The sequence below is a fragment of the Mycobacterium sp. NGS69 genome, assembly GCF_059812165.1.
The window spans coordinates 1-21,481 of the sequence record NZ_JCALCD010000005.1; the positions used below are offsets into that span (position 1 = coordinate 1).

The window sequence follows — 21,481 nt, forward strand, 5'->3', positions numbered from 1 at the left end:
AGCCCGCCGGCGCCGCCTGCCCCGCCTGCCCCGCCGGCAAAGCCGGCGGTGAAGCCGGTCCCGCCTGCCCCGCCGGTGCCGCCGGCACCGAACAGGAGCCCGCCGGCGCCGCCTGCCCCGCCGTTGCCACCGGTGGTGTTGCCGCTGACCCCGCCGGCTCCGCCGGCCCCGCCGACACCAAACAGCCCGGCGGCCCCACCGTTACCGCCGGTGCCGCCGGCCCCGGTCGTGGAGCTCGCTCCAGACCCGCCTGCCCCGCCGTTGCCAAGCAGCCACCCGCCGGACGCGCCGTTTTGCCCGGTGCCGGGGGCCCCGCTGGCGCCGTTGCCGATCAGCGGGCGCCCGGTCAGCGCCAGGAAGGGCGCGTTGATCGGACCCAGCACGTCTTGCTCCAGGGTTTGCAACGGCGAGGCGTTAGCCGCCTCGGTGGCCGTGTAGGCGCCCCCCGCCCCGCTCAAGGCCTGCACGAACTGGGCATGAAACGCCGCCGCCTGAGCGCTTAGCTGCTGAAAGGCCAGCCCGTGCTCGGAAAACAGCGACGCCACTGCCGTCGACACCTCATCGGCGGCGGCCGCGAGCACCCCGGTAGTTGGCGCCGTCGCGGCGGCCGTCGCGGCGGTCACCGCCGCACCGACGTTGGACAGATCCGTTGCCGCCGAAGCCAGGAACTCGGGGGCCGTCACCAGATACGACATCAGCCCGCGGCTCCGTGCGTACTGGGAAGTCGCGAGATGTTCACAGTTGGGTTCATGCCGGTCCATTTCGCCGCGGTAGCGATAGGCTTTGAGGCGCGTTGGGGACGGATATGCGTTTGCGGGCGCCGCAGCAGGCCCCCGCGCACCTCAGTTCGTAGTGTGGGTGGGCGACTCGCCGCGGCGCATGGGCAAATTTGCCTATTTTGGTCGACGGCCACCCTGGGGTCCCCACTCAACCGATAGCCCCGGACGGCGGGAGGCCAAGGGACTGGTGAAGACGCTGCTCGAGCGTGACCCGGTGCTGGCCGGGCTGGCCGGGCTGGCCCGACGCACCGCAGGTCGGGGCGGTTCGGGTGGGATGGTGTTGCTACGTGGGGAAGCCGGGGTGGGCAAGACCGCGGTAATCGACCGCTTCCTCGAGCAGCGGGGTCGGCAGTTCCGGGTGTTGCGGGGCTGCTGTGACCCGCTCGCGGCGCCGCGCCCATTGGGGCCGCTGATCGACATGGCAACCCAGCTGCCGGCCGCGGATGCGGCCGGGTTGGCGGCGGTGATCAATCGCGGTGAATCCGAGGCGATTTACACCGCGCTGCTGCGGCTCCTCGGCGAGGGTCATCGCTGGGTGTGGGTGATCGAGGATGCGCACTGGGCCGACGGGGCAACCCTGGATCTGCTGCGGTTTGTGGCGCGGCGCATCGAGTCGCTGCCGCTGCTGCTGGTCGTGTCGTACCGCGATGATGAGCTCGGCGAGCAGCACCCGATGACGGTGGCGCTCGGGGATATGGCTGGCTGCCGGGCGCTGACCCGGGTCCGGCTGGGGCCGCTGAGCCGAGAGGCGGTGGAGGTGCTGGCCGCCGGCAGCGGCGTCAACGCCGACCATTTATGCCGGCTCACCGGTGGTAATCCGTTTTTCGTCACCGAAGTGTTGGCCTCCGGCCGCGATGGCTTGCGCGAAAATGCGATGCCGCGCAGCGTGTCCGAGGCGGTACGGGGTCGGCTGGGCCGCCTGTCGGCTCCTGCGCGCGAGACCGCGCACGTGGCAGCGGTGTGCGGCCCGCGCGCGAATCCTTCGCTGGTGCAAGCGGTCTGCCCTGCGGCGGTGAAGGGGCTGGATGAGTGCCTGGGTGCGGGGGTGCTGGTCGATGACGGCGGCGTGGTGGGATTTCGCCACGAACTGGCCCGGCGCGCCACCCTCGATCAGATCTCTGACCACCGGCGGCGCCTGCTGCATGCCGACGCCCTCGCCGTGCTGGCCAAACCGCCCGTCGACCCAGACATGTTGGCGGCGTTGGCTTTTCACGCCGATCAGGCCGGCGATCGTGACGCGGTGCTTCGCTACGGGCCGGCCGCGGCCGAGCGGGCCGCGGCGCTGGGCGCCAACCGCGAGGCCGCCAGCCTGTACGCATCGGTGCTGCACCATGCCGGCACCGCCTCAAGCGAGCAGAAGGTCGTGTGGCTCGAAAAGCACGCGTTTGCAAGCTATCTGAGCGGGTTCGCCGACGCGGCGGCAACGTCGTGGCGACGGGCAATCACGCTTCGCCATGAGATGGGCGATCGGCTCGAAGAGGGCGACGACCTGCGCTGGCTGTCCTTGGTGTCGTGGCCGCTGGGACAGGTGACCGAGGCGATCGAGGCCGCGCGGGAGTCGTTGCGGCTGTTCGAGGGGCTTGGCCGCTCTCGTGAGCTGGCGTGGGCACTTGTCAATTCGGCCGGTTTGGCCGCGCATACTTATGACCCGGCGTGCGCAAGCTATGCAGCCCGAGCCATAACACTCGGCAGCGAGCTGGGCGAACCCGCCGTCGTGATTCGGGCCCGTGGGTCTGCCGCGTTGGGCACCGTGTTGCACAGCGACACCGGGTGGGACGACTTCGAAGCGGCGTGGCGCGACGCGATGGCAACCCCGGGGCTCGCCGAACACGCCGGGATGATCGGGTCATCGCTGTGCGTTTTCGCGGCATTGCACCACCATCTGGACCGGGCGGATCGCTATATCGCCGAAACCACCACGTTCTGCGCCGATCACGACTTGGGCATGTTTCAAATATTCGCCATCGCCGCCGACGGGCTTGTGCAGCTTGACCGCGGTGATTGGGGCCGCGCCGCAGCGCTTGCCGAGGATGTGCTGACCCGGCCCGGGCTCATCTCGGTGCATCGGATTCTGCCGCTGATCACGGCAGCGCTCATCTCGGGCCGCCGCGGGCAGCGCTCGGTCGGGCCGCTGCTCGATGAAGCTCTCGCCTGTGCCGAACCCGGTGACGTGTTCCGGCTGGGGGCGGTGTGGGCCGCGCGCGCCGAGGCGGCCTGGCTGGCCGGCGATGACGATAGTGCGTGCGCCGAGGCGCACTACGGGCTGGCGGCCGCCGCCGGAGTCATGGCTGACCCGTGGGTGGTGGGCAATCTGCGGCGCTGGGTACAGCTGACCGGCGGCGTGCCGGACACGGCTGGTGTGGTCGATACCGTCACGCCGTTTCGGCTTGAAGTCAGTGGTGATTGGCAGGCCGCCGCGGCCGAGTGGATGCGACTCGGCTGCCCCTACGACGCCGCGGTGGCCCAACTCGGTGGCGACATCGATGCTGTGCAGGCCGCGCTCACCACTTTCCGCGGGCTCGGTGCCCGCGCGGCGGCGCGCCGCGCCCAACAACGGTTGGCCGAGCTGCGTGGGCGTACCCCGGGCGGTCGGCGCGCCGACACCCTCGCCGACCCCTACCGGCTGACACGGCGCCAACGTGAAGTGCTCGTGTTGCTCGTCGCCGGCCACAGCGACACCGTCATCGCCAACACGTTATGCATCAGCCCCAGAACCGTCGCCCACCATGTCGAAGCGATCCTGACCAAATTCGCTGTGAACAACCGCACCCAGGCCGCCGCCGTCTACCAATCGAATCGCCAAGCGGTCCACTGACTTCGGGCCTCCGAAGGAGTGCCCTGAGCGCCCGGTTACCGGGGCAGCCCGGTGTGACTGCGACGGCCCGTCACGGCCTCCCAGATCGCGATCAGGACGACGGCGGCGCCGACCCCGACGAAGAACGGAATCCACGCGATCCCACCGTTGGCGTTGTGGTATCCGAACTGCGCGGTCACCGCCGAGCCGATCAGGCCACCGACGGCACCGAGTACGACCGTCATGATCATGCCGATGTTCTGCTTGCCCGGCATGACCAGACGCGCCACCAAACCGATGACAGCGCCCACGATGATCGCCAGGATGATTGATCCGATCATTTGCAGCTCCTGTTGTCTTCTACGGCGCCCCGTGCGGGCGCCATCTCGGATGAGAGTTCCCCGAACCGCCGGGCTTGTAACACAATTCGATCGGGTCCAAACTCCCCGCCACAGGTGCACGAGGTGGTCGTGGCCGACGTCGTCCGGTGGATCACCGATTGATCCCGCGAACGCTGCGCTGCGCGTTGCGTTCGACACTGATATGAGTTGTCCATGACGTGGTACCGAAAAGGACTGAACATGAAGCCGAAAGCGGTGCGGGCCGCGGTCGGCGCGGTGGCGGCGGCCCTGGCCGCCGGTGTGCTGTGGAGCGCGCCGTCGGCCTCGGCGGGCACCCCGTATTGCGACTCGCTTCCTCCCCGGGACGCCCGGGAGTGCAACTGCGGATTCGACTTCGCCCCGGGCAGCCAGGAACTTCACGATTGCCTGTACGGAAACACGGTCGCGCCCCAGCGGCCGTGACCGGGCGGGCGGTCCATGCAGGCTCGTCGTTTGACGAATAGGGTGGCTGGACATGAAGCTGCCGCTGCTGGGACCCGTGTCGCTGACGGGCTTCCAGAACGCCTGGTTCTTCCTGTTCTTGCTGGTCGTGGCGCTGCTGATCGGGATCTACGTGGTGGTGCAGTTCGCCCGGCGCCGCCGGGTGCTGCGATTCGCCAACATGGAGGTGCTGGAGCGGGTGGCGCCGCTGCGCTCCGGCCGGTGGCGGCACGTGCCGACGATCCTGCTCGCCGCGTCGCTGGCGCTGCTGACCACCGCCATGGCCGGGCCGACGTCGGACATCCGGATCCCGCTCAACCGCGCGGTCGTGGTGCTGGTCATCGACGTCTCGGAATCCATGGCGTCCACCGACGTCGCCCCCAACCGGCTGGCCGCCGCGCAGGAGGCCGGCAAGAAGTTCGCCGATGAGCTGACGCCGGCCATCAACCTGGGCCTGGTCGAATTCGCCGCCAACGCCTCCCTGCTGGTCTCCCCGACGACGAACCGCGCCGCGGTGAAGGCGGCGATCGACGGGTTGAAGCCGGCGCCGAAAACGGCGACGGGCGAAGGCATCTTCACGGCGCTGCAGGCGATCGCCACGGTCGGCTCGGTGATGGGCGGCGGCGAAGGGCCGCCCCCCGCGCGCATCGTCCTGGAATCCGACGGCGCCGAAAACGTGCCGCTGGACCCTAACGCCCCGCAGGGGGCGTTCACCGCCGCGCGGGCCGCCAAGGCCGAGGAGGTGCAGATCTCGACGATCTCCTTCGGCACGCCCTACGGCACCGTCGATTACGAGGGCGCCACCATCCCGGTCCCCGTCGACGACCAGACGCTGCAGGAGATCACCAAGATCACCGACGGCCAGGCGTTCCACGCGGACAGCCTGGAATCGCTCGAGAGCGTCTACTCGACGCTGCAGCGCCAGATCGGCTATCAGACGGTCAAGGGCGACGCCAGCCTCGCCTGGATGCTGCTGGGCGCGGTGCTGCTGGCCGGCGCCGTCCTGGCGGGTGAGTTCCTGAACCGGCGACTGCCCGCCTGAGCGGTCAGACCGGCAGGCGCCGGTTGATCAGCAGGGCCAGCGCCGCGGCGATCAGCGCGACGACGACGCCCAGGCGCAGCCAGCCGGCGCTGCCGGGTCCGGGCACCGTGCGGAACCCGATGTCGTTCTCGATGGCGTTGTAGCTCTTGTTCAGCTCGCTGATGTTGGTGGCGGTGTAGAACTGGCCACCGGAGAGCTGGGCGATCTTGCGCATCTGGTCCGTGGACACGGGGACGGCGACGCGCTGCCCGTCCATCTCGATCTCGCCGCCCTTCGTGCCGAACGAGATGGTCGAGATGGGCACGCCCTGGTCCTTGGCCAGCCGGGCCGCGGTGAAGGCGCCGTCGTGCGGGTCGCTCGGGTCGGTCGGCTTGTTCTCGCCGCCGTCGGACAGCAGCACGATGCGCGCCGGCGGTGGGGTGTCCCCGCCCGTGATGGCCGCGGCGCCGACCGCGTGCAGCGCGGTGAAGATCGCCTCCCCGGTCGCCGTCCCGTCGGCGAACTCGAGCTTCTTCAATGCCTCGAGCGTCGCCTCGTGCTGCGGGGTCGGTGGCACCAGCAGGTAGGGCGTCCGCGCGAACCCGACCAGTCCGAGGTTGATGCCCGGCGTCAGCTGGCTGGCGAACTGGCTGGCCGCCTGCTCGGCCGCCTTGAGCCGATTCGGTTCGACGTCGGTGGCGCGCATCGAGTTGGACATGTCGATGATCAGCACGACGCAGGCGCGGTTGCGGGGGATGCGCATGTCGTGCGTGGGGGTGGCCAGAGCGACGGTCAGCAGGAACAGGGACAGCAGCGACACCGCGATGGGAAGGTGCTGCCACCACGACTGGGGCACGTCGGCGTCGGTGTACCGGCGCAGCCGCTGTCGGCGCCGGGCCTGCACCACGACATAGACGGCCAGCAGCGCCAGCGGGATCAAACCGAACAAGAGCATGCCCGGACGCTGGAATCCGTACAGGGGCAACGGGCCGACGCCGGGAAGCGACACCTGCGCCAGTAAAGAGCAGTCTGGGTGGCCCGTCAAACGCGGCCGCTATTCGCGCCCTACTCTCGCCTCAGCCGCCCGTCGACGAATTGCTCCAACTTCTCCCACTCGCGCACGGCGGCGGCGTACGGGGGTGTGGGCTTGGCGACCGACTCCGGCTCCAGCACGTGGCCCACCAGCTTGCCCAGCGGTCGGCCGGTGTCCAGCGCCTTGTCCACGGTGCTCTCCTCGGAGTAGTCGCCGATGTCGCGGAGCAGCTCGACGGCCAGGTCGAGCTGGTCGCGATCCACGGCGTCGGGCCCGTCGGCGAAGTCGTCGGCCAGCCCACTCAGCACGTAGATGTTCTCGTCGGTGATGTCCACCGCCAACGAGCCGTCCGTCGCGGCGGTGCGGATGTCGTCGTAGGTGCTCAGGTCGGACAGGTCGTGGTCGTGCTCGTCGGCGAGGTAGCGGGCCAGCGCCCGCTCCGAGCTGAACACGCTGATCCGGCCGTTGCGGCCCAGGAAGATCGGGCGGTCGTCCAGGTAGCAGCGCAGGGTGTAGAACGTGCCGGAGCTGGTGATGATCCGGATCGGGTCGATGCCGACCTGCGCCCAGAAGTCCTCGTCGCCGCCCAGCACGGCGGTGTCGCCGGGCGCGCGGGCCTCCTCCTCGCTGTCTTCGTCCTCGGCGTCTTCGTCCTCGTCTTCGGCGTCTGCGTCCCCGTCGGCCTCGACGGCTTCTTCTTCGGCCTCCGCCTCGTCCTCTTCTTCCTCGGGCTCCTCGCGCTCCTCGGCCAGCTCCTCGGCGGCCTTTTCGGACGCGTCGTCGTCGACCTCGGGGGTGCTGATGATCTCCTCGATCGCGCCCAGCACGTCGTCCCAGCTGCGGCCGATCACCTCGGCGATCGCGTTCCAGCGCTTCTGGCCCGCCTTGCCGGTGAAGGTGTCGATGCCGCCGGCCACCGTGCCCAGGTTCGGGTTGCCGTTGAAGAACTTCGACACCGCCGCCAGCTCGCACACCGATCCGATCGACGACACGATCGCCAGCGCCCCGGCCAGCGCGCTCACCGACTCCTCGGTGGGCTTCTCCGACACCAGCTCCTCCACCACGACCAGGTCGAACTGGCGGTCCTCGCCGGGCTCGAAGTCGTGCGCGTGCGCCGACGTCAGGTCCTGCCAGCCCGGGTGGTCCGCCAGATCGTTGTCGGCGCCCGAGCGCACGAACGCGACCAGGTCGGCGACCGAGGAGAACGCGTACAGGTCCTCGTCCTTGCCGAGGAACGCCTCCCACTCGTCCCCGGCGTCGCGCCAGCGCGGCGCCCACACCGTGTAGCGGTCACCGGCGGACAGGCTCAGGCGAATCGGCACGAGGTCAGCAGCCATGCGGCACACAATAGCGACGGGCGGCGCGGGCGCCCGGCCCCGGGCTAGCCCGCCCAGATCGTCGCGATCGGCGCGGCACCGGCCGCGTAACCGGTTTTGGGCAGCCCGTACATCTGCTCCAGCGTGGAAAGCACGCTGTAGTGGTTGATCTGCTCGGCGTAGTTGCCGGGCTGCACGTGCCCGCCGTAGATCACCGTCGGGATCTGGTTGCGCGGGCCGCCGTCGTCCTCGTCCCACGTCACGATGAGCAGGCTGTTGTTGGCCGCCGCCCAGTTGGCGTAGCCCGACAGCTCGCGGCTCAGCCAGGCGTCGGCCTGCGCGATCGAGCCGTCGTGCATGTTGTCGTCGTTGTTGGGGATGACGAACGACACGGTCGGCAGGCCGGCGTAGTTGCCCATCGGGAAGGCCGAGAACGGCTGCGAGTTGGCGGGTGGCACGTTGGTGAAGTTGGCCCACGGCACGTGCTTTCGCGCGTACTTGCCGGCGCTGCACACGGTGGACCCCGGCGCGGGCAGGCCCTCGGCGTAACCGACGAACGTGTAGCCGGCGGCCAGCAATTCGGAGCCCAGGTTGGGGGTGGCGCCGCCGTCGACCGGGCACGAGTCCTTGGTCACCCCGAGGGTGCTGCCGGCGAACAGCGCCAGGTAGTTGGGCTCGCTGGGATGGGCCTCGGCGAACGACTGCACCATGTTCGCCCCGCCCGCGGCCAGCGCGTTGATGAACGGCGCCGACCTGTTGCCGATGATGTTGGTCGCGGAGCGGTTCTCCTCCACCACGATCACCACGTGCGCGGGCTGCGGGAGCGCGGCGGCCGTGAGCTCCACCCGGGGCGCTGACGGGACGATCGCCAGTCCCGCCAACGCGGCCGCGCCGGCCAGGCTTCTGATTGTGCGCAGCACGCCGGGAGTATATGGGCGGATCCGCCCGCCCGACGGCGGCCACGCGAGCGTGTCGGCGTAGCTATTCGCAATCGTTATATAGGGTCAAATCCCGTGGACGTGCGCGTCATTGATCACCCGCTGGCCCTGTCGCGGCTGACGACGTTGCGCGACGAACGCACCGACAACGCCCACTTCCGGGCCGGCCTGCGGGACCTGACCGCGATGCTGGTGTACGAGGCCACGCGCGACGCCGCCCGCGAGACCTTTCCGATCCGCACGCCGCTGGCCGAGACGCTCGGGGTGCGCCTGGCCCACCCGCCCCTGCTGGTGCCGGTGCTGCGCGCGGGCCTGGGCATGCTCGAGCGCGCCCTGGAGCTGCTTCCGGAGGCACGGGTGGGCTTCGTCGGCGTGGCCCGCGACGAGGAAACCCGTTGCGCGACGGGATATCTCGAGTCGCTGCCCGACGACCTGTCCGGCATGCCGGTGATCGTTCTCGACCCGATGCTGGCCACCGGCGGGTCGATGTGCCACACGATCGGCTTGCTGCACCGGCGCGGCGCGTCGGGCATCACCGTGCTGTGCGCGGTGGCAGCGCCGGAAGGCGTTGCGGCGCTTGAGAAGGCGGCGCCGGACGCGCGGCTGTTCACGGTGGCCGTCGACGACCGCCTCAACGAGATCGCCTACATCGTGCCGGGTCTCGGCGATGCGGGCGACCGCCAATTCGGGCCGCGCTAGCGACGACGCGGCACCAACAGCCAGACCGCTGCGACCGCGAAAATCGCACCGCAAATGAACAACGCCTTCGGGGACGGCGTGCCGTGATGTCCGTAGAGCTGGTAAGCGCCGAAGCCGAAGGACAGCAGCGAAAACACGGCGCTCCAGACGCCGGCCATCCGGTATGACTTGGTCTGGTACCGCCGGCGGGCGTCGAGCAGCTGCTCCGCGGCGTCCGCGCCTTGGGTGGCCGAGAACTCCCGCAGCTGCGCGGCCAGTTCTTCCGCGATGCCGCGGCCGCTGGACAGTTCCAAGTCCAGTTCCGCCGATTGGGCAAGGGATTTCAGGCGATAAAGCCACAACCCGTCGGCGTCTCTGACGGCGGTGATCTCGGCGTCTCCTCGCGTCAGCGTGAGGATCGGCGAGCCGAGGACGGGCCGATAGCCGGTGCCGCCTCTCTTGGTGTCGGTGATCAGGACGCGCGTCGGTGTCAGGATGAGGAACATCGTCCGCGGCAGTCGGGTCTGCGGCCGCCCGTTGACGGTCAACGACGGCCGCCACATGAGTGCGAAGCTCTCGTTGTCCATCCGGTCGTGCGCCCCGGCGGCGTTGAGCGCGATGCAGCGCAGGATCGTTTCGCCGAGCTCCGATGACAGTTGCGGCGCCAACCGTTGCTCATATTTTCGGAGAAACATGATCTAGTTCACCACGCCTGCACGGCCGAGACCAGCTCGTCGCGCAGCGCGCGGGCCCGCCGCCGGGCCGAGGGCAGGTCGTCGGTCGGCGCGCAGCGAATCTCCAAGTAGCACTTCAACTTCGGTTCGGTGCCCGACGGCCGCACCACCACCCGCGCCGACGTTTCGCCGTCGCCGCCGGTGAAGACGAGCGCGTCGCCGATATCGGTGGTGGTCGCGGCGAAGCCGGCCAGCCGGCCCGGCGGGGCCGCCCGCAGCCGCCGCGTCAGTTCGGCGGCCTCGTCGGCGTCGGCGACGCGGCGCGACACCGCGGCGACGTCGTGCACGCCGTGGCGGCGGGCCAGGTCGTCGAGCGCGTCGGGTACCGAACGGCCCTGGGCCCGCAGCGCGGCCACCAGGTCGCACACCAGCACCGCGGCGCTGATGCCGTCCTTGTCGCGCACGGCGTCCGGGTCGACGCAGTGGCCGATCGCCTCCTCGTAGGCGTAGACCAGCGTGCCCCCCGGCACACCGGAATCGGCGCGCGCCAGCCACTTGAAGCCGGTAAGCGTCTCGACGTGGGTGGCGCCGTGTTCGGCGGCGATCGCCGCCAGCATCCGCGACGACACCACGGTGCTGGCCACCACCGCCGTGCCGGACTTGTCGCGGGACAGGATGTAATCGCCCAGCAGCCAACCGGTTTCATCGCCGGACAGCATCCGCCAGCCCGCGGGGGTGGGGATGCCGACGGCGCACCGGTCGGCGTCGGGATCCAGCGCGATCGCGACGTCGGCGCGGGTTTCCTCGGCCAGCGCGAGTAGCGCGTCGGTGGCGCCGGGTTCCTCCGGGTTGGGGAAGGCGACGGTGGGAAAGTCGGGATCCGGCGCGAACTGGGCCCCGACGGTGTGCACCTGGTCGAATCCCGCGCGGTGCAGCGCCGCAACGGCCACCGCGCCGCCCACGCCGTGCAGCGGTGTCAGCGCCGCCCGCACCGATCCGGCGCCGCGGCGCACCGCGGCCGCGCGCTCGAGGTAACGCTCGACGAGGTCGGTCTCGGCGGGTGCGACGGGCGTCCTGGCGATCCGGTCGGCCGGGGGAGCGGCGGCCATCGCCGCCTCGATCCGGCGGTCGGTGGGGGAGACGATCTGGATGCCGCCCTGCCAGTACACCTTGTAGCCGTTGTCGCCCGGCGGGTTGTGCGACGCGGTGATCTGCACCCCCGCGGCCGCGCCGGTGTGGCGGACCGCGAACGCGACGACGGGTGTGGGCACCGGTCCCGGCAGGAGCAGCACCGAAAAGCCCTCGGCGGCAAGCACTTCGGCCGTCACGGTGGCGAACGCCGCCGAGCCGTGCCGGGCGTCGCGGCCGACGATCACCAGCCCCGGTTCGCCCAGCACCCGCGCCACCGCCCACGTGGCGCGCGACACCACCGCGACGTTCATCGCGTCGGGCCCGTCTCGCACCGGCCCGCGCAACCCCGCAGTGCCGAACCGCAGCGGGCGGGCCGGCGTCACGTCGTCACAGCCGGGCGACCACGTCGGCCAAGAGCGCGCCGATCCGGCTGGCCGATTCGGTCCCGGCGGCCAGCACCTCGGCGTGGCTCAACGGCTCTCCCGAGAGCCCCGCGGCCAGGTTGGTCACCAGCGACACCCCGAGCACTTCGGCGCCGGCCGCGCGGGCCGCGATCGTCTCGTACACCGTCGACATGCCGACCAGGTCGGCGCCCAGCGCCCGCAGCGCCCGGATCTCCGCGGGCGTCTCGTAGTTCGGCCCGGGCAGGCCGGCGTAGACGCCCTCGGTCAGCCCCGGGTCGGCAAGGCGGGCCAGCTCGCGCAGCCGCGGCGAGTAGGCGTCGGTCATGTCCACGAACTGCGGGCCGACCAGCGGTGAGCGCGCCGTGAGGTTCAGGTGGTCGCTGATCAGCACCGGCTCGCCGACCGCCAGCTCGGGGCGCAGCGCGCCGGCCGCGTTGGTGAGCACGACGGTGCGCGCACCCGCCGCGCAGGCCGCGCGCACAGCGTGCACGACGTGGCGCAGGTCGTGTCCCTCGTAGGCGTGCACGCGACCGACCAGCACCAGCACCCGATGCGCGCCGATGCGCACCGACAACAGCTCACCGGTGTGCCCGACGGCCGTTGGCGGCGCGAACCCGGGCAGGTCGGCCTGAGCGAGCGTGACGGTCGGGGGGCCCAGCGCCGCCACCGCCGGCCGCCATCCCGAGCCGAGGACGATGGCGATGTCGTGCTCGGCGGCCCCGGTGCGCTCGGCGATCGCCCGCGCGGCCCGCCGCGCGAGCTCGTCGGGATCGGGCAGGGGTTCGGCCACAGTCGGCGAGCTTAGCCCCGCATGTGTCAGGATCTGCCGTATGCGTCGTCCGGGGTGGTCGAATTTTGGTCTGGTAGTTGCGGTTGCGGTGTCGGTGGCCGCGATCGCGTGCGGCCGCGCGCCGGTGGCGGCGGCCGACCCGTGTCCCGCTGTCCAGCTCATCTTCGCCCGCGGCACCGCCGAGCCGCCCGGCCTGGGTGCGGTGGGCGATGCGCTGTTCGCCGCGCTGCAGTCCTCGCTCGGGGCGCGCGGCGTCGACGCGTACCCGGTGAACTATCCGGCCAGCTACAACTTCCTGACCACCGCCGACGCCGCCAACGACGCGCGCGACCACATAGCCGCGATGGTCGACCAGTGCCCGGCGACGCGGCTGGTCCTCGGTGGCTTTTCGCAGGGCGCCGCCGCGGTGTCGATGCTGGCCGGCGTGCCGCCCCTCGGGCAGCGCATCGGCGACTTCGGGTCGGCGCCCGCGCTGGATCCCGCGCTGGCCGACCGGGTGCGGGCGGTCGCGGTGTTCGGCAATCCGGGCAACCGGTTCAACACGCCCCTGTCGTCGACGGGTGCGTGGGCCGGTCGCGCCATCGACCTGTGCAGCGACGGCGATCCGGTCTGCGTCGTCGGCGGTCGCGACCGCGACGCGCACCACGTCTACGAGGCGCCGCCCTTCCCCGGCCAAGCGGCGGCGTTCATCGCCGGGCTGGTGTAGATCGCCGAGCCGGTAAATCCACAGGGGAAGTACGGGCTGCGAAACTACAGGCTCGAGCTTGGCGACCGGCCCGCGCCGCTACAGGCCCGCGAGGATGTTGCGCGGGCCGTTGATGCCCGCGGTGAAGGCCGCCGACGCCCGCCAGGCCGTCCCAGGCCGCCGCGGCCTCTAACATCGGTGCCGACCCCGCGCCGACGAACATTCGCAACGAGTTGGTCTCAGGCGGCAAGACTAAAAAACTCATGTCACATAGATGGCGGAATTACATATTTTAAGTCCAGTTGAACGTGTGATCGCTAGTTAAATGGTTTGGCAGCGGGGCGCGACCGCGGCGGTGAGATACTGCGAAGGTGCCCGCTCCGTCGTTGGACCACCCGTTAGGTCGCGTCGAGGACGTCGTGCGGCGACGCGGTGCCGACCTCGTCGAGCTGTCCCACGCCATCCACGCCGAGCCTGAGCTCGCGTTCGCCGAGCATCGCAGCTGCGCCAAGGCGCAGGCGCTCGCCGCCGAGCGCGGTTTCGAGATCACCGCGTCCGCGGGCGGTTTGGACACGGCCTTCCGCGCCGACTTCGGCAGCGGACCGCTGACCGTCGGGGTGTGCGCCGAGTACGACGCGCTGCCCGAGATCGGCCACGCGTGCGGGCACAACATCATCGCGGCGTCGGCGGTGGGCACCGCGCTGGCGCTGGCCGAGGTGGCCGACGACCTGGGCCTGCGGGTGGCGCTGATCGGCACTCCCGCCGAGGAGGCCGGCGGCGGCAAGGCGCTGCTGCTGCGGGCGGGCGTGTTCGACGACGTCGCGGCGGCGGTGATGCTGCATCCGGGACCCGCCGACATCGCCGCGGCCCGCTCGCTGGCGCTGTCGGAAGCGACCGTGCACTACCGTGGCAAGGAATCCCATGCTGCCGTCGCGCCGCATCAGGGGATCAACGCCGCCGACGCCGTGACCGTCGCGCAGGTGGCTGTCGGGCTGTTGCGGCAGCAACTGGCGCCGGGCCAGCTGGTGCACGGGATCGTCACCGACGGCGGGCAGGCGGTCAACGTCATCCCCGGGCACGCGGCGCTGCAGTATGCGATGCGGGCGGTCGAATCGGAATCGCTGAGACAGCTGGAGGGCAGGATGTACGCGTGCTTCGCCGCGGGCGCGCTGGCCACCGGCTGCGAATACGAGATCGACAACCCGGCGCCCGCGTACGACGAACTCAAGCCCGACGAATGGTTGGCCGACGTCTTCCGTGACGAGATGCTCCGGCTGGGGCGTGAGCCGGTGGCCCGCGAGGTGGAGGCTTCGCTGCCGATGGGCAGCACGGACATGGGCAACGTGACGCAGGTGCTGCCGGGCATCCATCCGATCGTCGGGGTCGACGCCGGCGGCGCCACCGTGCACCAGCGCGCCTTCGCGGCCGCCGCCGCCGGCCCCAGCGCCGACCGCGCGGTGGTCGACGGCGCGATCATGTTGGCGCGCACGGTGGTTCACCTCGCCCAGGTCCCCGAGCAGCGCGACCGGGTGCTGGCCGCGCGGGACCGCCGACCCGGCGGGGCGCGCACATGAGCCTCGTCGACACCGCCGAATCGTGGTTGGCCGCCCACCACGGCGACCTGGTGGAATGGCGCCGGCACATCCATCGCTACCCGGAGCTGGGCCGGCAGGAGTTCGCCACCACCCAGTTCGTCGCCGAGCGGCTGGCCGACGCGGGGCTGAAACCGAAGCTGCTGCCCGGGACGGGGCTGATCTGCGACATGGGTCCCGAGCACGAGCCGAGGATCGCGCTGCGGGCCGACATGGACGCGCTGCCGATGGCCGAGCTGACCGGCGCGCCGTACGCCTCGACGATGCCCAACGTCGCGCACGCCTGCGGGCACGACGCGCACACCGCGATCCTGCTGGGCACGGCGCTGGCGCTGGGTTCCGTGCCGGAGCTGCCCGTCGGGGTGCGGCTGATCTTCCAGGCCGCCGAGGAGTTGATGCCCGGCGGGGCGATCGATGCCATCGCCGCCGGGGCGCTGACCGGGGTGTCGCGGATCTTCGCCCTGCACTGCGATCCCCGCCTCGAGGTCGGCAAGATCGCGGTCCGGCAGGGCCCGATCACCTCGGCGGCCGACCAGATGGAGATCACGCTGTATTCGCCCGGCGGGCACACGTCGCGGCCGCACCTGACCGCCGACCTGGTCTACGGCCTCGGCACGCTGATCACCGGGCTGCCGGGGGTGCTGTCGCGCCGCATCGACCCGCGCAACAGCACGGTGCTGGTGTGGGGCGCGGTCAACGCGGGCGTGGCCCCCAACGCGATTCCGCAGACCGGCGTGCTGGCCGGCACCGTGCGCACCGCGAGCCGCCAGACCTGGATCGCGCTCGAGGAGGTCATCCGCGAGACCGTGTCCACGCTGCTGTCCCCGCTGGCGATCGAGCACACGCTGCAATACCGGCGCGGCGTGCCGCCGGTGGTCAACGAGGACGTCTCGACGCGGATCCTGACCCACGCGATCGAGGCCGTCGGCCCCGACGCGCTGGCCGACACCCGGCAGTCCGGCGGCGGTGAGGATTTCTCCTGGTATCTCGAGGAGATTCCTGGCGCGATGGCGCGATTGGGGGTGTGGTCGGGCGAGGGACTGCAGCTGGACCTGCACCAGCCGACCTTCGACCTCGACGAGCGGGCCCTGGCGATCGGGCTGCGCGTGATGGTCAACATCGTCGAGCAGGCGGCCCTGTTCTAGGGCCGCGAGCGCGCTCATTTGTACGCCGACACGCCGTCCAAGCCGGCATTTTGAGGACGCTCGGCAAGTGACTGGCGTAGTCGTCGCGGAGGACTGACGATATCCGGCATGCATGCTGAGCTCGACCGTGTGCTAGCCGCACAGGGCGGGGTGGTTACCACTGCCCAGGTGTTAGCTTTCGCGACCCGCCGGAACCTAGAGGCAAGTCTCAAATCCGCTGCATTGCAGAAGGTTTGGCATGGCATATACGGCCGCGGCGAAGTGACCGCTGCGTTGCGATTGCGGGGGCTGGACCTGCTGGCCGGCACGACGGTCGCGGCGTGCATGCACACTGCAGCGGCCGCTTATGGATTCGACACCGAAGACACCTCGAATCTGCATGTGCTTAACCCCGGCGGTCGGCGCTTGCGCTCGGCTCGCGGTCTGGTGGTGCACCGTCGAGAAGGGGCACCTCTGACTGTGATGCGGGGTCGGCCGGCCACGGCACCCTCATGGACGGCGATCGAAGTTGCCCGCAGCCTGCGGCGGCCTCGCGCACTCGCGACCCTCGATGCCGCGCTGCGCAGCAGGACGTGCAGCCGCGGCGAGCTGGCGCGGGCCATCGGGTTGCAGTCCGGTCGTCGGGGCGTCGTCAACGTCCGGGAACTCCTTTCCCTGGCTTCGCCGCTGGCCGAGTCGCCGATGGAGAGCGAGGCTCGGCTGGTCATGATCGATGGCGGCCTACCGCGGCCAGTGCTGCAGTACGAAGTCATCGACCTGACCGGCCGCCTCTGGCGGCTCGACTTCGCCTGGCCCGAGTTTCGGGTGGCTGCCGAGTACGACGGAGTCGACTGGCACAGCGGGCCCGACGCATTTCGACGGGACCGCAAAAGGTCCGCGGCCTTGCAGGACCTGAGTTGGGTGGTAGTGCCGATCATCGCCGAGGATGTCAGGTATCAACCCGCACAACTTGTGCGTCGGCTCAACGCTCGATTAAGTCGGGCAGCGTGAGTGGCCCCAAAATGCCGGCCGCGACGGCGTGTCGGCGTGCATATGAGCGCGCTCGGCGGAAGGGGAGTCAGCCGCCGGTTCCCGGGCCGATGTTGTGCGCCGGGCGGGTTCGCAGATCGTGCACGTAATCCTCCGGCGCGCCGGCGATTTCGGCCGCGTCGGCCATCACGCCGAGGTAGCGCGCCGACGGCAGGCCGCCCTCCCAGGCGTCCAGCACGTACAGCCACGCCAGCGCGGGGTCGGTAGTGGTGTCCGACGAGATGCGCTCCACCCGGCACCGGATCTTCTTGTGGACGCCGAACTCGGAGCCCTCCCACCGGTCGAGGTTGGTCTCGTCGGCCGGCGTCATGTCGTAAAGCACGACGAACACCTTCGACTGGGGGTCCTCGACGATCGTCGCCAGGGCCCCTTCCCAGCCGATGTCCTCGCCACCGAACGTCAACCGCCACCCGTGTAACCAGCCAGTTCCGGCCATCGGCGAGTGCGGCGCGCGCTTGAGCATCTGCTCGGGATCCATGTTCGACCCGTACGCGGCGTAGAGCGGCACGGGGAAAGCTTAGACGTCGCCTGCTCGCGCGGTATTCACCCGAGCGATTCGCGGGGTCCCGGCCGTCCCGATAGGTTAGGGGCCGTGGTGACCCGCATCGTCATCCTCGGGGGAGGTCCGGCCGGATACGAAGCCGCGCTCGTCGCCGCGACCTCCCATCCCGATACGGCTCACGTCACCGTCATCGACTCCGACGGCATCGGCGGGGCGGCCGTGCTGGACGACTGCGTGCCGTCCAAGACGTTCATCGCCTCCACCGGGCTGCGCACCGAGCTGCGCCGGGCGCCGCGGCTGGGCTTCGACATCGACTTCGAGGACGCCAAGATCTCGTTGCCGCAGATCCACGCCCGGGTCAAACGGCTGGCCACCGAGCAGTCGGCGGACATCACCGCGCAGCTGCTGGCCGTGGGCGTCGAGGTGGTCGCGGGCCGCGGCGAGCTCGTCGACCCCACGCCCGGGCTGGCCAAGCACCGCATCAAGGCGACCCATTCCGACGGCACCACCAGCGAGCACGAGGCCGACGTCGTGCTGATCGCCACCGGCGCCAGCCCGCGGATCCTGCCGACCGCCAAGCCGGACGGCGAGCGGATCCTGACCTGGCGGCAGCTCTACGACCTCGAGGCGCTGCCCGGGCACCTGATCGTGGTGGGCTCCGGGGTGACCGGCGCCGAATTCGTGCACGCCTACACCGAGCTGGGCGTGCGCGTGTCGGTGGCGGCCAGCCGCGACCGGGTGCTGCCGTACGAGGACGCCGACGCCGCGCTGGTGCTCGAAGAGTCGTTCGCCGAACGCGGGGTGCAGCTGTTCAAGAACGCGCGCGCCGAGTCGGTCACCCGCACCGACGCCGGGGTGCTGGTCACGATGACCGACGGCCGCACCGTCGAGGGCAGCCACGCCCTGATGACCATCGGGTCGGTTCCCAACACCGGCGGCCTGGGCCTGGAGCGGGTCGGCATCGAGCTGGGACCCGGCAATTACCTGACCGTCGACCGGGTTTCACGCACCTCGGTGCCCGGCATCTATGCCGCCGGCGACTGCACCGGGCTGCTGCTGTTGGCGTCGGTCGCGGCCATGCAGGGCCGGATAGCGATGTATCACGCGCTGGGGGAGGGCGTCAGCCCGATCCGGTTGCGCACGGTCGCCGCGACGGTGTTCACCCGGCCCGAGATCGCCGCGGTCGGGGTGCCGCAATCAATGATCGACGACGGTTCGGTGTCGGCGCGGACCATCATGCTGCCGCTGCGCACCAACGCGCGGGCCAAGATGTCGGGCCTGCGGCAGGGCTTCGTCAAGGTCTTCTGCCGGCGGTCCACCGGTGTGGTGATCGGCGGCGTCGTGGTGGCGCCGATCGCCTCCGAGCTGATCCTGCCGATCGCCGTGGCGGTACAGAACCGCATCACGGTCAACGAGCTGGCGCAGACGCTGGCCGTTTACCCGTCGCTGTCCGGCTCGATCACCGAGGCCGCGCGCCGGCTGATGGCCCACGACGATCTCGATTAGGGCTTAGCCTGGGAACCGCACGCCTACCGACGAGTAACCGGACAGGAGCCCCCGCAGTGAGCGACCCGATCGACGCGCTGGGACCGCAGCAACGCACGCTGGCCTGGGAGCGGCTGGGCGCCGAGCAGTTCGACGTGGTGGTCATCGGCGGCGGCGTGGTGGGCTCGGGGTGCGCGCTGGACGCCGCCACGCGCGGGCTGAAGGTGGCGCTGGTGGAGGCCCGCGATTTCGCGTCGGGCACGTCGAGCCGGTCGTCGAAGATGTTCCACGGCGGGCTGCGTTACCTCGAGCAGCTGGAATTCGGGCTGGTCCGCGAGGCGCTGTACGAGCGGGAGCTGTCGCTGACCAAGCTGGCGCCGCACCTGGTCAAGCCGATGCCGTTCCTGTTCCCGCTGACCCATCGCGTCTGGGAACGCCCCTACACCGCGGCGGGCATCTTCCTCTACGACCGCCTGGGCGGCGCGAAATCCGTTCCCGCGCAAAAGCATTTGACCCGGGCGGGCGCCCTGCGGTTGAGCCCCGGCCTCAAGCGGGCGTCGCTGATCGGCGGGATCCGCTACTACGACACCGTCGTCGACGACGCCCGTCACACCATGACGGTCGCGCGCACCGCGGCGCACTACGGCGCGGTGGTGCGATCGTCCACCCAGGTGGTCGCGTTGCTGCGCGAGGGCGATCGGGTGACCGGCGTGCGGGTTCGCGACTCCGAGGACGGTGCGATCACCGAGGTCCGCGGCCACGTCGTCGTCAACGCCACCGGGGTGTGGACTGACGAGATCCAGGCGCTGTCCAAGCAGCGCGGGCGGTTTCAGGTGCGCGCGTCCAAGGGCGTGCACGTCGTGGTGCCGCGGGACCGCATCGTCAGCGACGTCGCGATCATCCTGCGCACCGAGAAGTCGGTGATGTTCGTCATACCGTGGGGCGGCCACTGGATCATCGGCACCACCGACACCGACTGGAACCTCGACCTGGCCCACCCCGCGGCCACCAAGGCCGACATCGACTACATCCTGGGCACCGTCAACACCGTGCTGGCCACACCGCTGACGCACGCCGACATCGACGGCGTGTACGCCGGGCTGCGCCCGCTGCTGGCGGGGGAGAGCGAGGAAACCTCCAAGCTGTCCCGCGAGCACGCCGTGGCCGTGCCGGCGCCCGGGCTGGTCGCGATCGCCGGCGGGAAGTACACCACCTACCGCGTGATGGCCGCCGACGCGATCGACGCCGCGGCCCAGTTCGTCCCGGCCCGGGTGGCGCCGTCGATCACCGAGAAGGTGAGCCTGCTGGGCGCCGACGGGTACTTCGCGCTGGTCAACCAGGTCGAGCACGTCGGCACGCTGAAGGGTCTGCACCCGTACCGGGTGCGCCACCTGCTGGACCGCTACGGCTCGCTGATCGGCGAGGTCCTGGAGCTGGCGGCCGAGACCCCCGACCTGCTCAGCCCGATCAAGGAGGCGCCGGGATACCTGCGGGTGGAGGCCCTCTACGCCGTCACCACCGAGGGTGCGCTGCATCTGGAGGACATCCTGGCCCGCCGGATGCGCATCTCCATCGAGTACTCGCACCGCGGCGTCGACTGCGCCCGCGAGGTCGCCGACGTGGTCGCGCCCGTGCTGGGGTGGTCCGCCGCGGACGTCGACCGCGAGGTCGCCAATTACACGGCGCGGGTGGAGGCCGAAATCCTCTCGCAGGCCCAGCCCGACGACGTGTCGGCGGACGAATTGCGGGCCAGCGCGCCCGAGGCGCGCGCCGAAATCCTCGAGCCGGTGCCGCTCAGTTGAGTCTCCGGTGAGGCCGGCGCCCCTTCCCGTGCGCGACGGGCTCGGCCCGGCACGGGTGCGGCTGCGCGGCGGCCCGGTGCTGGCCGAGCTGACCGCCCGGTTCGGCGCGCCGGCCGGCGAGGTTGTCGACGCCGACGGCACCCCGGTTGGCGAGACGACGGTGCTACCGGCGGGTTCGTTCGTCTACCTGTATCGCGAGCTGCGCGAAGAGGTGCCGGTGCCCTTCGGCATCCCGGTCCTGCATCAAGATGGCGACATCGTCGTCGTCGACAAGCCGCACTTTTTGGCCACCATGCCCAGGGGGCGCCACGTCGCGCAGACCGCGCTGGTGCGGCTGCGCCGCGAACTCGATTTGCCCGAGCTGAGCCCGGCGCATCGGCTCGACCGGCTCACGGCCGGGGTGCTGCTCTTTACGACCCGGCGGGAGGTGCGCGGCGCCTACCAGACGTTGTTTTCCCGGGGATTGGTTCGCAAGACGTATTTGGCGCGGGCCGCCGTCGACCCCTCTTTGGAGTGGCCGCGGGTGGTGCGCAGCCGAATCATCAAGCGCCGCGGGGTTTTACAGGCCTCTTGCGAGCCCGGTGTGCCGAACGCGGAGACGGTGGTGGAGCTGTTGGCCGACGGCGTGTACCGGCTGACGCCGCGCACCGGACGCACCCATCAGTTGCGGGTGCACATGGCCTCGCTCGGCGTGCCGATCGAGGGTGATCCCTTGTACCCCAACATCATTGACGTGGCCCCCGACGACTTCAGCACGCCGCTGCGGTTGCTGGCGCAGCGCATCGCGTTCGACGACCCGCTGTCCGGGGTGCGCCGCGAATTCGTCAGCGGGCGGCTGGGTCCTTAACCGCAAGAATTTCGC

Annotated in this window: 19 protein-coding genes and 2 pseudogenes; 11 read left to right on the forward strand and 10 right to left on the reverse strand. The window is 70.7% G+C overall.

All coding sequences use genetic code 11. The annotated features are described in order from the left end of the window. A partial coding sequence (locus tag AC5Y2S_RS15960; protein ID WP_499957077.1) for a PE family protein occupies positions 1-695 on the reverse strand: 695 nt, incomplete at its 3' end. A gap of 271 nt (positions 696-966) precedes the next feature. Between AC5Y2S_RS15960 and AC5Y2S_RS15965 the strand changes: the two genes are divergently transcribed. Next, positions 967-3,594, forward strand: coding sequence for a helix-turn-helix transcriptional regulator (locus tag AC5Y2S_RS15965; protein WP_499957078.1), 2,628 nt, complete (start codon positions 967-969; stop codon positions 3,592-3,594). Positions 3,595-3,629: 35 nt separating this feature from the next. Here AC5Y2S_RS15965 and AC5Y2S_RS15970 read toward each other — a convergent pair whose 3' ends face one another. Next, positions 3,630-3,914, reverse strand: coding sequence for a GlsB/YeaQ/YmgE family stress response membrane protein (locus tag AC5Y2S_RS15970; protein ID WP_499957079.1), 285 nt, complete (start codon positions 3,912-3,914; stop codon positions 3,630-3,632). Positions 3,915-4,154: 240 nt separating this feature from the next. Between AC5Y2S_RS15970 and AC5Y2S_RS15975 the strand changes: the two genes are divergently transcribed. Then, the gene (locus AC5Y2S_RS15975) at positions 4,155-4,376 is read left to right on the forward strand and encodes a hypothetical protein (RefSeq protein WP_499957080.1); all 222 of its coding nucleotides are present in this window, start codon (positions 4,155-4,157) and stop codon (positions 4,374-4,376) included. A 52-nt stretch (positions 4,377-4,428) separates the two neighbouring features. Next, positions 4,429-5,436 carry a VWA domain-containing protein gene (locus AC5Y2S_RS15980; RefSeq protein WP_499957081.1) on the forward strand — a complete coding sequence of 336 codons (1,008 nt, stop codon included), beginning with the start codon at positions 4,429-4,431 and terminating at the stop codon, positions 5,434-5,436. A gap of 4 nt (positions 5,437-5,440) precedes the next feature. On the opposite strand, the gene AC5Y2S_RS15985 is transcribed toward AC5Y2S_RS15980, so the two are convergent. The 3 genes from AC5Y2S_RS15985 to AC5Y2S_RS15995 are packed head-to-tail and all read right to left on the reverse strand — an operon-like array spanning position 5,441 to position 8,705. Then, a complete protein-coding gene (locus AC5Y2S_RS15985; RefSeq protein ID WP_499957082.1) occupies positions 5,441-6,424 on the reverse strand; it encodes a VWA domain-containing protein in 984 nt (327 codons plus the stop codon). Between the two features lie 56 nt (positions 6,425-6,480). Then, on the reverse strand, positions 6,481-7,785 hold the full coding sequence (gene satS, locus AC5Y2S_RS15990; protein ID WP_499957083.1) for a protein export chaperone SatS: 1,305 nt from the start codon (positions 7,783-7,785) through the stop codon (positions 6,481-6,483). Between the two features lie 44 nt (positions 7,786-7,829). After that, entirely contained in the window at positions 7,830-8,705 is an 876-nt protein-coding gene (locus AC5Y2S_RS15995; protein WP_499957400.1) for an alkaline phosphatase family protein, read from the reverse strand. Positions 8,706-8,777: 72 nt separating this feature from the next. Here AC5Y2S_RS15995 and upp point away from each other — a divergent pair, with 72 nt between their 5' ends. Continuing rightward, on the forward strand, positions 8,778-9,401 hold the full coding sequence (upp, locus tag AC5Y2S_RS16000; RefSeq protein ID WP_499957084.1) for a uracil phosphoribosyltransferase: 624 nt from the start codon (positions 8,778-8,780) through the stop codon (positions 9,399-9,401). On the opposite strand, the gene AC5Y2S_RS16005 is transcribed toward upp, so the two are convergent. The 3 genes and pseudogenes from AC5Y2S_RS16005 to AC5Y2S_RS16015 all read right to left on the reverse strand — a co-directional run bounded on the left by AC5Y2S_RS16005 (position 9,398) and on the right by AC5Y2S_RS16015 (position 12,379). Beyond that, on the reverse strand, positions 9,398-10,048 hold the full coding sequence (locus tag AC5Y2S_RS16005; protein ID WP_499957085.1) for a hypothetical protein: 651 nt from the start codon (positions 10,046-10,048) through the stop codon (positions 9,398-9,400). The two genes, upp and AC5Y2S_RS16005, sit on opposite strands and share 4 nt — an antisense overlap. A 35-nt stretch (positions 10,049-10,083) precedes the next feature. Then, positions 10,084-11,559 (reverse strand): annotated as a pseudogene (locus AC5Y2S_RS16010) (phospho-sugar mutase); the annotation flags it as partial. 13 nt (positions 11,560-11,572) lie between these two features. Beyond that, on the reverse strand, positions 11,573-12,379 hold the full coding sequence (locus tag AC5Y2S_RS16015; protein ID WP_499957086.1) for a purine-nucleoside phosphorylase: 807 nt from the start codon (positions 12,377-12,379) through the stop codon (positions 11,573-11,575). Between the two features lie 88 nt (positions 12,380-12,467). Here AC5Y2S_RS16015 and AC5Y2S_RS16020 point away from each other — a divergent pair, with 88 nt between their 5' ends. Next, entirely contained in the window at positions 12,468-13,085 is a 618-nt protein-coding gene (locus AC5Y2S_RS16020; protein ID WP_499901864.1) for a cutinase family protein, read from the forward strand. Positions 13,086-13,224: 139 nt separating this feature from the next. Here AC5Y2S_RS16020 and AC5Y2S_RS16025 read toward each other — a convergent pair. Then, positions 13,225-13,329: pseudogene (locus AC5Y2S_RS16025) on the reverse strand (PPE domain-containing protein); the annotation flags it as partial. Between the two features lie 121 nt (positions 13,330-13,450). Here AC5Y2S_RS16025 and AC5Y2S_RS16030 point away from each other — a divergent pair. From AC5Y2S_RS16030 to AC5Y2S_RS16040, 3 genes are all read left to right on the forward strand, one after another. Continuing rightward, the gene (locus AC5Y2S_RS16030) at positions 13,451-14,638 is read left to right on the forward strand and encodes a M20 family metallopeptidase (protein ID WP_499957401.1); all 1,188 of its coding nucleotides are present in this window, start codon (positions 13,451-13,453) and stop codon (positions 14,636-14,638) included. Beyond that, entirely contained in the window at positions 14,635-15,801 is a 1,167-nt protein-coding gene (locus tag AC5Y2S_RS16035) for a M20 family metallopeptidase (protein WP_499957087.1), read from the forward strand. The genes AC5Y2S_RS16030 and AC5Y2S_RS16035 overlap by 4 nt, the downstream gene beginning before the upstream one ends. 108 nt (positions 15,802-15,909) lie before the next feature. Further along, entirely contained in the window at positions 15,910-16,791 is an 882-nt protein-coding gene (locus AC5Y2S_RS16040; RefSeq protein ID WP_499957088.1) for a type IV toxin-antitoxin system AbiEi family antitoxin, read from the forward strand. 67 nt (positions 16,792-16,858) lie between these two features. Here the strand turns inward: AC5Y2S_RS16040 and AC5Y2S_RS16045 are convergent, their stop codons facing one another. Beyond that, entirely contained in the window at positions 16,859-17,338 is a 480-nt protein-coding gene (locus AC5Y2S_RS16045) for a gamma-glutamylcyclotransferase family protein (RefSeq protein WP_499957089.1), read from the reverse strand. 84 nt (positions 17,339-17,422) lie between these two features. On the opposite strand from AC5Y2S_RS16045, the gene AC5Y2S_RS16050 reads away from it, so the two are divergent. Genes AC5Y2S_RS16050 through AC5Y2S_RS16060 form a run of 3 tightly spaced genes read left to right on the forward strand, consistent with a single transcriptional unit; the run spans position 17,423 to position 21,466 of the window. Further along, positions 17,423-18,838, forward strand: a complete 1,416-nt coding sequence (locus AC5Y2S_RS16050; protein WP_499957090.1) for an NAD(P)H-quinone dehydrogenase — start codon at positions 17,423-17,425, stop codon at positions 18,836-18,838. Between the two features lie 56 nt (positions 18,839-18,894). Next, entirely contained in the window at positions 18,895-20,619 is a 1,725-nt protein-coding gene (locus AC5Y2S_RS16055) for a glycerol-3-phosphate dehydrogenase/oxidase (RefSeq protein ID WP_499957091.1), read from the forward strand. A gap of 7 nt (positions 20,620-20,626) precedes the next feature. Beyond that, positions 20,627-21,466: a pseudouridine synthase gene (locus AC5Y2S_RS16060; RefSeq protein ID WP_499957092.1), complete on the forward strand. Its 840-nt coding sequence runs from the start codon at positions 20,627-20,629 to the stop codon at positions 21,464-21,466. Positions 21,467-21,481 lie beyond the last annotated feature (15 nt).

Bases quoted from the DNA above. Each gene is read 5' to 3' on its own strand.
- AC5Y2S_RS15970 (WP_499957079.1), bottom strand. From the start codon at position 3,914: ATGATCGGATCAATCATCCTGGCGATCATCGTGGGCGCTGTCATCGGT.
- AC5Y2S_RS15975 (WP_499957080.1), top strand. From the start codon at position 4,155: ATGAAGCCGAAAGCGGTGCGGGCCGCGGTCGGCGCGGTGGCGGCGGCC.
- AC5Y2S_RS15980 (WP_499957081.1), top strand. From the start codon at position 4,429: ATGAAGCTGCCGCTGCTGGGACCCGTGTCGCTGACGGGCTTCCAGAAC.
- satS (WP_499957083.1), bottom strand. From the start codon at position 7,785: ATGGCTGCTGACCTCGTGCCGATTCGCCTGAGCCTGTCCGCCGGTGAC.
- AC5Y2S_RS16035 (WP_499957087.1), top strand. From the start codon at position 14,635: ATGAGCCTCGTCGACACCGCCGAATCGTGGTTGGCCGCCCACCACGGC.
- AC5Y2S_RS16040 (WP_499957088.1), top strand. From the start codon at position 15,910: ATGCATGCTGAGCTCGACCGTGTGCTAGCCGCACAGGGCGGGGTGGTT.